Below are 11,726 nucleotides of genomic sequence, written 5' to 3'. Positions count from 1 at the left end.
ATGGACGAAAAGGCAGCGCGGGCGCCGGCTGGCGCTCCCGGCTCGATGCCTCCGGCCATCGTGGTGATGGGCGTCGCCGGCTGCGGCAAGTCAGCCGTCGGTATCGCGCTGGCCGCCGCGCTGGACGCCCTCTTCATCGAGGGCGACAGGCTGCATCCACCGGAAAACGTCGCCCGCATGGCACGTGGTGAGCCGCTCACCGACCAGTTGCGCGAAGGCTGGCTCGATGCGATCGGCAAGCAGATCGCGGCGTCGGCCGGCAAGGGGCAAGGCGTGGTCGCCGCCTGCTCGGCGCTGAAGCGCGGCTATCGCCAGCGCCTGCGCGGCTTTTGCCCTGACATCGTCTTCCTCTATCTGGAGATCGATCCGGCCACAGCGCGGCGGCGCGTCGGCAACCGCAAGGGGCATTTCATGCCGGCAAGCCTGGTCGACAGCCAGTTCGCCATCCTCGATCCGCCGGGGGCCGATGAGCGGGCGTTGACGCTCGACGCGACGCGGCCGATCGACGAACTCGTCGCCGACGCAATGCGCTCGATGCGCCGGTCATGAGCCTTCTTCAGCACCGATGCCGATACTGTCCTGAGCTTGCGTCAACCGCTCATGGCGCGACCAGGACATCATCTGCTCGGGGCACTGTTTCAGCGCTTGCATCAGGCGGTCGCGTTTGAGCAGGGCGTAGCGCGCCTGCAGGGCCATGTTCTTGGGCCCGTTCTTGGCCCCGTTCTTGGCTCCGTCCCTGGCCGTGTCCGCTGCCGTGACCGCTGGCACAAGTTCGGGGCTCAGGACGGCCCGGTATTGCCGGAACGGCACCATCTCGAAGGTCGACATGGCAAACAGGGCTGTCTTGCCCCGGGCGGCGAAATTCGCCGGTGCCGAGGCAAGGTGCGTCCAGCCGCTTTCGCCAAGAGCGGTTTCGGTGAAGGTCGAGCCGGCGTGGATGGTGTTGGTCATCATTACGACGCCGTTCTGCTTCAGCATCTTCTGGATGCGGATGGTGACCTGATAGGCGTCGTCGCGGTCGAAGACGATCCGGCTTTTCAGGAACCGGTTCTCGACATGGACCATTGGCGGGTTGAGGAAGCGCAGGCCGAAAGCCGTCTCGGACACGCCATGCGTGTCGACGCTGACCTGATGCGCCTCGATGCCGGCCTCGTATATGGCGCGCTTGCCGATCATCGTCTGGGCGGTGAACTGATCGCACCACAGGATCGCGCCATGGCCGCGCTGCAAGGCCGCCTGCAAACCGTCGAGCCCTTCCAACCGGATCGTCGGCGCCCAGCGGCGGGCGACCAGATGCGCGGCAAGCTGCATGCGGCGGCGATGGCGGGCCGCGAGCAATGCCTCGAACAGCTTGCGCGCATCGATGCCGTCGCCGAGCACCGCCCGCGTCGCGGCGGCATAGCCTGGAAATTCCTTGCGCATATGGCGCTTCAGACGAAACCTGGACGCCCAACCGCAGATCGGCGCCCACCAGCGCACCGGCAGCGCTGCCGCGACCGCGAGATAGAAGAGGGCAACCAGACTTTCGCGAAGATCCCTGGTGGAGAACCGGCGCAGCCTGCCGGGATTAACCACCTTGCGGCTGAAGAAGCGCACGTCCTCGGCATATTCGGGGACAAAGACGTCAGCGATGATCTCGGTGCGAAAGCTGGCTGCCGATGGCTGCTTGCGGGCGGCGGCTTTTCGGGATTTCGTAAATCTCGACAGCCTCATTCATCCGGCTCTAGATCTGGGACGTCAACTCGACCGGAAAATCGTCATTGTCGGCATCGCGCATGGCGGCGAGGCTGCGGTTGTCCAGCACTTCGGCGATCGCCTGGCGCACCTCGAGCATCATGTGACGGACCTGGCAGGTCGCTTCGTCGCAATCCTCGCAGCGCTGGTATTGCGTGCGGCTGGCGCAAGGTATCGGTGCAAGCGGACCGTCGAGCACCCGCACCACATGGCCGATCTTGATCTCCGAGGCGGGGCGGGCGAGGCGATAGCCGCCTTCCTTGCCCTTGCGGCTCTGGACGAAGCCGGCGTTACGCAATTCGCCGAGGATCGCATCGAGGAATTTCTTCGGGATGTTGTTGGCGACGGCGATGCCGTTGACGAAGGCCAATTGGCCAACCGGAAGATTGGAAAGATGCACGAGGGCCTTGAGGCCGTATTTGCCTTTTTTCGTCAGCATGCCCTGATCAACCCGTTTAAGCCCCAACCACTCCGCATCTGGCGGCTGTTTGTGTGCAAATGATGACGGTCTTGCGTTGGCGCGCCGCCGTTTCGCGAAAAACAAGCCACTCGAAGGCATGTTAGGCACAAACGCGTTGATTCTTTGTAACGTTTTGCACGAGGGGCGCTGGATTTGCCGTATCGGCCTGCATAAACGAGGAAAGCCGGCCGGGGCCGGCTTTCCTGATCTTCCTATCGGGCCGCGGAGACTTCAGCGGCTGCCATAAGCCTGGTCGAGCAGGCCGCCGGCGGCGAAATGCTCTTTTTGGACTTTGTCCCAGCCACCGAAGACGTCTTCCACCGTCAGCAGGCGCACATCCGGAAAATCCGCCTTGTATTTCGCGGCGACAGCCGCGTCGCGTGCGCGCAGGCCGTTCTCGGCGGCGATGCCCTGGCCCTCGGCTGTATAGAGGAAGTCGAGATAGCTCTTGGCCAGATCGCGCGTGCCGTGCTGGTCGGCGACCTTGTCGACGATCGCCACCGGGAATTCCGCCAGAAGGCTGACCGAAGGCGTGACCTGCTCGAACTTGTCGTCGCCATATTCCTTGCGGATGCCGCGCGTCTCGGATTCGAAGGTGATCAGCACATCGCCGATCTCGCGCTGCACGAAGGTGGTGGTCGCGGCGCGGCCGCCGGTGTCGAAGATCGGCACGTTGTTGAACAGCTTGGTGATGAATTCCTTCACCTTGGCGTCGTCGCCCTTGAAGGCTTCCTTGGCGTAGGCGGTGGCCGCCAGGTAGGTGTAGCGCGCATTGCCCGAGGTTTTCGGGTTGGGGAAAATCACCTGCACGTCGTCGCGCACCAGATCGTTCCAGTCCTTGATGTGCTTTGGGTTGCCGGCGCGCACGAGGAAGGACGGCAGCGAATAGAAGGGCGAGGCGTTGTCGGGAAAATCCTTCTGCCAGTCGGCGGAAACGAGGCCCTTCTTGACCAGGAAATCGACGTCGGTGACCTGGTTGAAGGTGACGACGTCGGCGCCGAGGCCTTCGGCGATGGCACGCGCCTGCGCCGAAGTGCCGGCATGCGACTGGTCGATGGTGACACCGGGATGCCCCGATATGAAGGCCTTGTTGACCTGCACGAACAGTTCGCGGCCGACGTCATAGGAAGCGTTCAGCAGCTTGTCGGCCGACCAGGCTTGGGAGGATGCGAGGAGGAGACCGGCGGCGGCGGCAACGCCAAGGAAAAATCGCTTCATGAAAAGGCTCCGGATGTAATGCTTTATTGTTCGAGCATAGCGGGGGTACAAAGGGGCGGCGAGGCATAGATTCAGGGCTTGGCACTCGTTGCTAGAAAACCGTTTCCCAAACAGGCTGATCCTAGGTTTTTCTTTTGAGCGGCATCATATTTGAGCTCGGTTCACATCACCCTTTTCCCATGGAAGGACAAATAGATACACAATGTGTATGCGGCATGTTATGGTGGAGCAAAGGAGCACTCCATGGTGAAAGCCGCAGCCGAAACCCACGCCAAGCCTGTCAATCTGCGCATTCGAGAGGATATGCGCATGCTGATTGACCGTGCCGCGAAGCTGCGCGGGAAAACCCGTTCCGATTTCATGATCGATGCCGCCTATCGCGCGGCCGAGGACACGCTCCTCGACCAAACACTGATCAAGGTGGATGCAGAGAGTTACCGGCACTATCTCGACATCCTCGATGAACCGCCAAGCGGGGAAGGTTTTGCACGTCTTATGAACGTGCCCAAGCCATGGCAGGACTGATGCTGTCGGCGCCCACGCCGCTGGCCGAGAACCACGATCTCGAACTTTTCCAAAGCGGAACCGAAAGTCTCGACCAATGGCTTCGCCGTCGCGCGCGCGCCAACCAGGTCAGTGGCGCATCTCGTACTTATGTGGTGGCGGAAGGCGTACGCGTTGTCGGCTACTACTGCCTGTCTTCGGGCGGGCTTGATCTGGCGGAAGCGCCGGGCATTGTTCGGCGCAACATGCCGGATCCCATTCCAATGGTCGTGCTCGGGCGTCTGGCGGTCGACGCAGGCTGGCAAGGGAAGGGACTGGGTGCTGCGCTTCTGCAAGATGCCGTCCTGCGCGCCGGTCAAGCCGCGACGATCCTCGGGATACGCGGAATTTTTGTTCATGCCATATCGGACGAAGCGAAAGCCTTTTATGAGCGCTATGGCTTTGCGGCTTCCCCGAAAAATCCCATGACATTGGTGCTGTCGTTGAAAGGCCTGGTGAAAGGGTAGGCGGCCGCCCTCGGCCAGGATGAAATTGGCGGCAGTCCTACCGCTACGCAGCCGGGAACAGCTTCCAGCGCCCCGGGCGGAACGCCACGCGGCTCTTCTGCGCGGCCGGATGATCGACCGGTAGCTCAATCTCGACCCGCTGGCGTTCGCCGCCGATTTCGAGCTCGACGCGCCGTGTGCCGGCGACGCGGCGGCTGGCGGCGACGGTGCCGGCGATGCAGCCACTGCAGCCGTCGAGCAGTTCGACATCATGGGGACGGAAGTACAGCGTCGCATCGCCCGGAGGCGCATGCGGCGCCTGCAATCCGATCGGACGGTCGGCCAGCCAGATCTCGCCATTCTCGACCTTGACCGGAAGGGCGCTCGATTCGCCGATGAAGCCGTAGACGAAAGGCGAGTTCGGCGTGTCGTAGATGTCGTCGGCGGTGCCGACCTGCTCGATGCGGCCCTGGCTCATCACCACGACGCGGTCCGCCAGTTCCAGCGCCTCTTCCTGATCGTGGGTGACGAAGACGGTGGTGTGGCCGGTGGCGTCATGGATTTCGCGCAGCCAGCGGCGCAGTTCGCGGCGCACCTGCGCGTCGAGTGCGCCGAACGGCTCGTCGAGCAGCAGCACCTTGGGTTCGATGGCCATGGCGCGGGCGAGCGCCACGCGCTGGCGCTGGCCGCCCGAAAGCTGCGCCGGATAGCGTTTCTCCAGACCCGACAATTGGACAAGGTCGAGAAGCTCCGAGGCGCGGCGGCGGATTTCCTGCGCCGGCGGCCGCGACGGTCCGTGCCGGACCTTGAGGCCGAAGCCGATATTGTCAGCCACCGTCATATGGCGGAACAGCGCGTAGTGCTGGAAGACGAAGCCGACATTGCGATCCTGGATCGATTTCTGCGAAGCGTCCTCGTCACCAAAGAAGATTTTTCCACGCGTCGGCCGCTCGAGCCCGGCGATCAGCCTGAGCAGCGTCGTCTTGCCGGAACCGGACGGCCCCAGCAGCGCGATCAGTTCGCCCGACTTGATGTCCAGCGAGACGTCGTGGAGCGCGGGAAACCGCTCGAATTCCTTGCGCACATTGGCAACGCGAACTTCCATACAAATCCCTCAGTTGGTGATGCATGTCGTTGTCCCAAAACCGGAGCCCACTTTTGGGCGACATGCATTTAGTCAATGTCCGCGCGTCGCGGCGAGTTCGGCGCCGTAGCGCATCTCGAGCAGTGTTTTCAAGACCAGGGTGACGAGCGCCAGCCCGGCAAGCAACGAGGCGACGGCAAAAGCGCCGACGGCATTGTACTCGTTGTAGAGGATTTCGACATGCAGCGGCATGGTGTTGGTCAAGCCCCTGATATGGCCCGAAACCACCGAAACCGCGCCGAATTCACCCATGGCGCGCGCATTGCACAGAAGCACGCCGTAGAGCAGCCCCCATTTGACGTTGGGCAAGGTCACATACCAGAAGGTCTGCCAGCCATTGGCGCCGAGCGAAAGGGCGGCTTCCTCGTCGCCATTGCCCTGTTCCTGCATCAGCGGGATCAGTTCGCGGGCAACGAAGGGGAAGGTGACGAAGACGGTGGCAAGCACGATGCCCGGCACGGCGAACAGGATTTGGATGCCGTGTCCCTTCAGCCACTCGCCGAGCAACCCCTGGGCGCCGAACAGCAGCACGTAGACCAGACCCGAAATGACGGGCGAGACCGAGAAGGGCAGGTCGATCAGCGTGGTCAGAAACGCCTTGCCCTTGAACTCGAACTTGGCGATCGCCCAGGCGGCGGAGATGCCGAAGACGACATTGAGAGGCACCGAGATCGCCGCGACAAGCAGTGTCAGGCGGATGGCCGAGCGTGCGTCCGGTTCGCCCAGTGCTTGCATATAGGCACCCATGCCTTTCGCCAGCGCCTCGTGGAAGACGATGATCAGCGGCAAGAGCAGGAATATGCCGAGGAAAGCGAAAGCGATGGCCATCAGCAGGGCCTGCGCCGGCCGGCTTTCGGTCACCGCCGCCGAGCGGCTCTCGTGATACGGTTCGTAGGATTTGATCTCGGGGTCAGCCATAGCGCTTGCGGCTCCATGTCTGCACGAGGTTGACGACCAGCAGCATGACGAACGAGAGCGCCAGCATGATTGCCGCGATCGCGGTCGCAGCGGGGTAATTGTATTCCTCGAGCCGGATGACGATCAGAAGCGGCGCGATCTCGGATTTGTAGGGCAAATTGCCAGCGATGAAGATGACGGAGCCGTATTCGCCGACGCCGCGCGCGAAGGCGAGCGAGAAGCCGGTGATGATGGCCGGCGCCAGGCCGGGAAAGAGCACGCGGGTGATGATCTGGAAGCGGCTGGCGCCGAGCGTGGCGGCGGCTTCCTCAACTTCCTTGTCGATCTCCTCCATGATCGGCTGCACGGTGCGCACGACGAAGGGCAGGCCGATGAAAACCAGGGCGATGACGATGCCGAGCGGCGTATAGGCGACCTTGAGCCCGAGCGGCATCAGCAGCTTGCCGATCCAGCCATTGGGCGCGTAGAGCGTGGTCAGCGCGATGCCGGCCACCGCCGTCGGTAGCGCGAAGGGCAGGTCGACCATGGCATCGACGATGCGACGGCCGGGGAAGCGGTAGCGTACCAGCACCCAGGCGACCAGCGTGCCGAAAACCACATTGACGACAGCCGCGATGAAGGCGGTTCCGAAGCTTATTTCCAGCGCGTTGAGCGTGCGGCGATCCGTGGCTATAGCCCAGAAATCGGCCCAGCCGAGGGCGGCCGAGCGCCAGATCAGCCCGGAAAGCGGGATGAGGATGATGAGGGTGAGGTAGGCAAGCGAGAAGCCGAGCGTCAATCCGAAACCCGGAATGACGCTCGGCTGCTTGAATCTCCACCCCGCCTGCGCGGGTGCTGTGGTCATGTCGTCCTGATCTAGATCTTGCTCACTGGGCCGGCTTGTAGATCTGGTCGAATATACCACCGTCGCCGAAATGATAAGGCTGTGCCTTCTTCCAGCCGCCGAAAAGCGGATCGTCGATGGAGATCAGCTTGATATCGGGCGTCTTGGGAATATCAGCCGCGTCCACCAGTTCGGGCTTGGCCGGACGATAGTGGTTCTTGGCGATGATCGTTTGCGCTTCCTTGGAATAGAGCCAGCCGAGATAGGCTTCAGCCACCTTGCGCGTGCCCTTGGCATCGACATTGGCATCGACAATCGCCACCGGCGGCTCGGCGAGGATCGAGGTCGGCGGATAGACGATCTCGAAATTGTCGGCGCCGAATTCGTCGAGTGCCAGATAGGCATCGTTTTCCCAGCCAATCAGCACGTCGCCGATGCCCTTTTGCGCGAAGGTCACGGTCGAGCCGCGGGCGCCGGTGTCGAGCACGGGGGCGTTGGCGTAGAGCTTGCCCACGAATTCCTTGTTCTTGGCTTCGTCGCCGCCATCATTGGCGTTGGCATAGGCCCAGGCGGCGAGGTAGTTCCAGCGTGCGCCGCCCGAAGTCTTTGGGTTGGGCGTGATCACCTGGACGCCGTCCTTGACCAGATCGCTCCAGTCGTGAATGCCCTTGGGATTGCCCTTGCGGACCAGGAAGATGATGGTCGAGGTGTAAGGCGCTGAATTGTTTTCGAACTTCTTGCGCCAGTCGGGATTGATCTTCTTCGATTTCGAGACGATGGCGTTGATGTCGCCTTCGAGCGCCAGCGTCACCACATCGGCGTCGAGACCATCGATCACGGCGCGGGCCTGGGCACCCGATCCGCCATGCGACTGCTGGATGGTGACCGTCTCGCCGCTCTCCGCCTTCCAGTGCGCTGCGAAGGCCTCGTCATAGGCTTTATAGAGTTCGCGTGTCGGATCGTAGGACACGTTGAGAATGGTGGTGTCGGCGAACGCGAAACCGAGCGTGCCTGATAGAACCGATGTGACGACCAGCGCGCCGAGCAGTTTCTTGAAATGAGGTTTGGTCATTTCTGCCTCCGTTGAACCCGCGCCAAATCTACCGAATTGATAGAAATAAGATGCATCGAATGTTGCCTTTTTTGGCTTTCTGAAGAAAATCTTCGGCGATTTGTCGCGGCAATGGGAAATATTTTCCTTGCGACCGTTCCGCGCGGAATCGGCCCGCCGTCCGACCTATTTAGAGGTGCGCGGTTGCGGGGCAAGATCGCTTTGGGCCGGTTTACTCGGCGGTCACAGGGAAATCGAAGCGCTGCTTTTGAAATGGCTCGTGGGCCAGCGTAAAATGCCACCATTCGCGCGCGTAGTTCCTGAACCCTTGGGCACCCATCGCATAGACAAGGAGCTTGCGGTTTGCCGCCGCTTCCGCGCCGAGCGGGCGGTGCGCCGTCTGGCTCGTCGGGTCGAAACAATCGAAGCCGGTGCCGAAATCGAGCGTATCGGCATCGATGGCGCCACAGGCCGGCTTCGACCTGGGCGGACCATCGGTCCCTGCGATGGCGACATCGACGGTCGAGCCACGTGAATGGGCCGACTGCCGGGCGACGTAGCCTTGGGTGACCAGCTCGCCGCGCTTGACCCCCGGATACCATTGCGGATCCGGCGGTCCGCCCGCGACCGTCCAGTCGCCCATGTCGGCAACGGCGCGGGCAGGGCGGTAGCAGTCGAAGACGACCAGCGTCAGACCCTTGGCGGCGATCGCCGTCTGGACGCTGGAAAGCGCCTCGGCCGCCTGGCGGGTGAGAATGCAGACCGGCGCGTCGTAGCCGTTCACCTTGCGGTGCAGGAAATTGTCGGAGATGGCGTAGCGAATGTCTTGGCGGATCGAGGCATCGATTGCGGCCAATCTGACGAAGCCGGTGGGCAGGGGATCGGCCGAGGCGGGAAAAGTTACGAAGAAAGTCGCTAAAATGGCGGCTATGCTGCGTAAGGTATGGCGTGGCACGCCCCCCTCTGGCCTGCCGGCCATCTCCCCCTCGAGGGGGGAGATTGGCAGCTTTTGCGTCGCGCGCCGCCGTTGGTCATTGGCGAAAGCGGCCGGGCCATCCGATCTCCCCCCTTGAGGGGGAGATGGCCGGCAGGCCAGAGGGGGGCGCCTCGCACCGGACATCAGGCAATTTATCCCTTATCCCCCGACCTCGAAAGGCCAGTCTCCTGAATCCGTTGATGCAGACTATTCAACGAACACTTTCACACTCGCCGCCCGTCCCGCGGCGTCGATGACGGTCAGCGTCGAGTAACCGGCGCCGTCGGGCTGCCAGGTCGCGGTGCGGCGGCGGTCGAGGCCGATGAGGGGTTTGCCGTTGGCCAGCCAGCGGAACGGCGCGCGGCCGCCTTGCAGCTTCAGCACCAGCGGCGAGGCGTCGGCCGAGTTGGTGGCGAGATCGACGCGGGCGCCGTCCGGCGGGAAGATGATGGTCGGCGCGGGTTCGGTCGGCGTCGCCTGCACCAGGCCATCCGCGCCGGCGCCGAAGCGGGCAAGCGTCACCGGCAACTCCTCGCGCCTGGGGGTGAAGGTGCCGGGCGGTTTGCCCGGCAGCGGCACGGTCGCCAGCCCCGAGCGGACGAAGCCCTCGAACAGGATCGGGGCGGCCGAGACATAGCCGGAGAGGCCCGGCACCGCGCCGGCATCGGGCCGGCCGACCCAGACGCCCAGCACGTAGCGGCCGTCGAAGCCCACCGACCAGGCGTCCCGGTAGCCGTAGGAGGTGCCGGTCTTGTAGGCGATGCCGCGTTGCAAGGCGCCTTCAGGCGGCTTTACCCCCGAGAGGATGTCGATGATCTGCCAGTTGGCCTGGTCGTTGAGAATGGTGGTGGTCGAACTCACGGCATTGGCCGGCTCGGTGCCGTCGCGCAGCGAATGCGTCTTGCCGCCATTGGCGAGCCCCGTATAGAGCTGGACGAGATCGCGCAGCGTGACGCCGACGCCGCCGAGGCCGATGGCCAGGCCCGGAGCCTGGTTGACCGGCAGGATCGGGTTGACGCCGGCCTGGCGGAAGCGCGCCGTCAGCCGCGTCGGGCCGACCGCGTCGAGCACGCGGATCGCCGGCACGTTGAGCGACAGTTGCAAAGCCTGGCGGATCGAGACATCGCCCTGATAGCCCATGTCGAAGTTCTTCGGCCGATAGCCGCTGAAATCGACCGGGCTGTCCTCGATCAGCGTTTCCTGCGCCACCAGCCCCTGCTCGAAGGCGAGGCCGTAGATGAACGGCTTCAGCGTCGAGCCGGGCGAACGCACGACCTTGGTCATGTCGATCCAGCCGGAACGGCTGGAATCGAAGAAATTGGCCGAACCGACTTCGCCCAGAATGTCGCCGGTGCGGGCGTCGGCCAGCACCATGGCGACGGACAGACGCGGCCCGAGCCGGGTGGCGGCGTCACGCGCGACCTGTTCCAGTCCTTGCTGGACGCTTTTGTGGATCGTCAGCTTGAGCGGCTGGCCGGGGACGGCCTTGGGCAGCATCGCGTAAGAGGCATGCGGGGCGAGCGCCGGCAAGGTGCGCCGCAGGCCCGACACATCGTCGAGTGCGGCGCGGGCCGCCTCGCGTTCGCCGATCAGGCCCGATGACACCATGCGGCTCAGCACACGGTCGCGCGCTGCATGAGCGATCTTGAGGTTGCGGTCGGGCCGGCGCTTTTCCGGCAGTTGGGGCAGGGCGACGAGCAGGGCGGCTTCCGAGACGGTGAGCCGTTTCGGCTCCTTGCCGAAATAGGCGAGCGAAGCGGCGCGCACGCCTTCCAGATTGCCGCCATAGGGCGCTAGCGTCAGATAGCGTTCGAGGATCTCGCGCTTCGACAGCCGCCGCTCGATCTGGATGGCGCGCAGCATCTGCTTGATCTTGGAGCCGAGGCTGCGGCTTTCGCGCGGCTCGATCAGGCGGGCAAGCTGCATCGACAGGGTCGAGCCGCCGGAAACGATATGGCCGCTGGTGGCGAACTGGCCGGCGGCGCGCGCCAGCGCCAGCACGTCGACGCCCTCATGGTCCCAAAAGCGCTTGTCCTCATAGGTCACCAGCATGTCGACGAACTGCTTGTCGACCTGGTCGAGCCGGGTTTCGAGCCGCCAGTAGCCGTCGGGTGTCGCGAAGGCGCGCAACAACTGGCCGTCGCGGTCCTGGACTTCTGTGGAGACGGTGAGTTCGGCTGGCAAGGGGGGCGGGAAGGCGCGGTCGAGTTCCCAGAGGGCGGCGGTGGCGATTGCCGCGAAGCCAGCGAGAGAGGTTGCAACGACGGCAGCGCGGCGAAGAGATTTCCTGGAGAGCATGGCGCTGCCCCTCATCCGCCTGCCGGCACCTTCTCCCCGTATAGTGACGGGGAGAAGGGAGCTGTCGCGGCGGTCGACGCTAGCCCCTTTCTCCCCGTCACTATACGGGGAGAAA

At 63.7% G+C, this 11,726-nt stretch carries 12 protein-coding genes; 3 read left to right on the top strand and 9 right to left on the bottom strand.

Annotation, left to right across the window (positions count from 1 at the left end; translation table 11 throughout):
* Entirely contained in the window at positions 1 to 549 is a 549-nt protein-coding gene (locus LB564_RS26565) for a gluconokinase (RefSeq protein WP_224542148.1), read from the top strand.
* Here the strand turns inward: LB564_RS26565 and LB564_RS26560 are convergent.
* The 3 genes from LB564_RS26560 to LB564_RS26550 all read right to left on the bottom strand — a co-directional run bounded on the left by LB564_RS26560 (position 544) and on the right by LB564_RS26550 (position 3,412).
* Entirely contained in the window at positions 544 to 1,713 is a 1,170-nt protein-coding gene (locus LB564_RS26560; RefSeq protein WP_224542145.1) for a hypothetical protein, read from the bottom strand. The two genes, LB564_RS26565 and LB564_RS26560, sit on opposite strands and share 6 nt — an antisense overlap.
* Before the next feature lie 10 nt (positions 1,714 to 1,723).
* A complete protein-coding gene (locus tag LB564_RS26555; RefSeq protein WP_140702000.1) occupies positions 1,724 to 2,173 on the bottom strand; it encodes an RrF2 family transcriptional regulator in 450 nt (149 codons plus the stop codon).
* A gap of 252 nt (positions 2,174 to 2,425) precedes the next feature.
* On the bottom strand, positions 2,426 to 3,412 hold the full coding sequence (locus LB564_RS26550) for a sulfate ABC transporter substrate-binding protein (RefSeq protein ID WP_224542143.1): 987 nt from the start codon (positions 3,410 to 3,412) through the stop codon (positions 2,426 to 2,428).
* A 243-nt stretch (positions 3,413 to 3,655) separates the two neighbouring features.
* Here LB564_RS26550 and LB564_RS26545 point away from each other — a divergent pair, with 243 nt between their 5' ends.
* Together LB564_RS26545 and LB564_RS26540 are read left to right on the top strand one after the other, a co-directional pair.
* Positions 3,656 to 3,937: a DUF1778 domain-containing protein gene (locus tag LB564_RS26545; RefSeq protein WP_140701998.1), complete on the top strand. Its 282-nt coding sequence runs from the start codon at positions 3,656 to 3,658 to the stop codon at positions 3,935 to 3,937.
* Positions 3,937 to 4,422, top strand: coding sequence for a GNAT family N-acetyltransferase (locus LB564_RS26540; RefSeq protein ID WP_140702254.1), 486 nt, complete (start codon positions 3,937 to 3,939; stop codon positions 4,420 to 4,422). The genes LB564_RS26545 and LB564_RS26540 overlap by 1 nt, the downstream gene beginning before the upstream one ends.
* A gap of 43 nt (positions 4,423 to 4,465) precedes the next feature.
* On the opposite strand, the gene LB564_RS26535 is transcribed toward LB564_RS26540, so the two are convergent.
* The 6 genes from LB564_RS26535 to pbpC form a co-directional block, all read right to left on the bottom strand.
* Positions 4,466 to 5,506: a sulfate/molybdate ABC transporter ATP-binding protein gene (locus LB564_RS26535; protein WP_224542142.1), complete on the bottom strand. Its 1,041-nt coding sequence runs from the start codon at positions 5,504 to 5,506 to the stop codon at positions 4,466 to 4,468.
* 72 nt (positions 5,507 to 5,578) lie between these two features.
* A complete protein-coding gene (gene cysW, locus LB564_RS26530; RefSeq protein WP_224542139.1) occupies positions 5,579 to 6,463 on the bottom strand; it encodes a sulfate ABC transporter permease subunit CysW in 885 nt (294 codons plus the stop codon).
* The gene (gene cysT, locus LB564_RS26525) at positions 6,456 to 7,307 is read right to left on the bottom strand and encodes a sulfate ABC transporter permease subunit CysT (RefSeq protein ID WP_224542137.1); all 852 of its coding nucleotides are present in this window, start codon (positions 7,305 to 7,307) and stop codon (positions 6,456 to 6,458) included. The genes cysW and cysT overlap by 8 nt, the downstream gene beginning before the upstream one ends.
* Before the next feature lie 22 nt (positions 7,308 to 7,329).
* Positions 7,330 to 8,358 carry a sulfate ABC transporter substrate-binding protein gene (locus tag LB564_RS26520; RefSeq protein ID WP_224542136.1) on the bottom strand — a complete coding sequence of 343 codons (1,029 nt, stop codon included), beginning with the start codon at positions 8,356 to 8,358 and terminating at the stop codon, positions 7,330 to 7,332.
* Between the two features lie 211 nt (positions 8,359 to 8,569).
* Positions 8,570 to 9,316: a M15 family metallopeptidase gene (locus LB564_RS26515; protein ID WP_411910224.1), complete on the bottom strand. Its 747-nt coding sequence runs from the start codon at positions 9,314 to 9,316 to the stop codon at positions 8,570 to 8,572.
* Between the two features lie 204 nt (positions 9,317 to 9,520).
* Positions 9,521 to 11,611, bottom strand: a complete 2,091-nt coding sequence (gene pbpC / locus LB564_RS26510; protein WP_224542132.1) for a penicillin-binding protein 1C — start codon at positions 11,609 to 11,611, stop codon at positions 9,521 to 9,523.
* Between the last annotated feature and the right edge of the window lie 115 nt (positions 11,612 to 11,726).

The organism is Mesorhizobium sp. ES1-6 (assembly GCF_020164775.1).
Taxonomy (GTDB): Bacteria; Pseudomonadota; Alphaproteobacteria; order Rhizobiales; family Rhizobiaceae; genus Mesorhizobium.
This window is presented reverse-complemented; position numbering and strand designations above follow the sequence as displayed.

Coding starts and splice junctions, on each gene's coding strand:
- LB564_RS26555 (WP_140702000.1), bottom strand. CDS start 2,173: ATGCTGACGAAAAAAGGCAAATACGGCCTCAAGGCCCTCGTGCATCTT.
- cysT (WP_224542137.1), bottom strand. CDS start 7,307: ATGACCACAGCACCCGCGCAGGCGGGGTGGAGATTCAAGCAGCCGAGC.
- pbpC (WP_224542132.1), bottom strand. CDS start 11,611: ATGCTCTCCAGGAAATCTCTTCGCCGCGCTGCCGTCGTTGCAACCTCT.
- LB564_RS26550 (WP_224542143.1), bottom strand. CDS start 3,412: ATGAAGCGATTTTTCCTTGGCGTTGCCGCCGCCGCCGGTCTCCTCCTC.
- LB564_RS26560 (WP_224542145.1), bottom strand. CDS start 1,713: ATGAGGCTGTCGAGATTTACGAAATCCCGAAAAGCCGCCGCCCGCAAG.
- LB564_RS26515 (WP_411910224.1), bottom strand. CDS start 9,316: ATGGCCGGCAGGCCAGAGGGGGGCGTGCCACGCCATACCTTACGCAGC.
- LB564_RS26545 (WP_140701998.1), top strand. CDS start 3,656: ATGGTGAAAGCCGCAGCCGAAACCCACGCCAAGCCTGTCAATCTGCGC.
- cysW (WP_224542139.1), bottom strand. CDS start 6,463: ATGGCTGACCCCGAGATCAAATCCTACGAACCGTATCACGAGAGCCGC.
- LB564_RS26520 (WP_224542136.1), bottom strand. CDS start 8,358: ATGACCAAACCTCATTTCAAGAAACTGCTCGGCGCGCTGGTCGTCACA.
- LB564_RS26535 (WP_224542142.1), bottom strand. CDS start 5,506: ATGGAAGTTCGCGTTGCCAATGTGCGCAAGGAATTCGAGCGGTTTCCC.
- LB564_RS26565 (WP_224542148.1), top strand. CDS start 1: ATGGACGAAAAGGCAGCGCGGGCGCCGGCTGGCGCTCCCGGCTCGATG.
- LB564_RS26540 (WP_140702254.1), top strand. CDS start 3,937: ATGCTGTCGGCGCCCACGCCGCTGGCCGAGAACCACGATCTCGAACTT.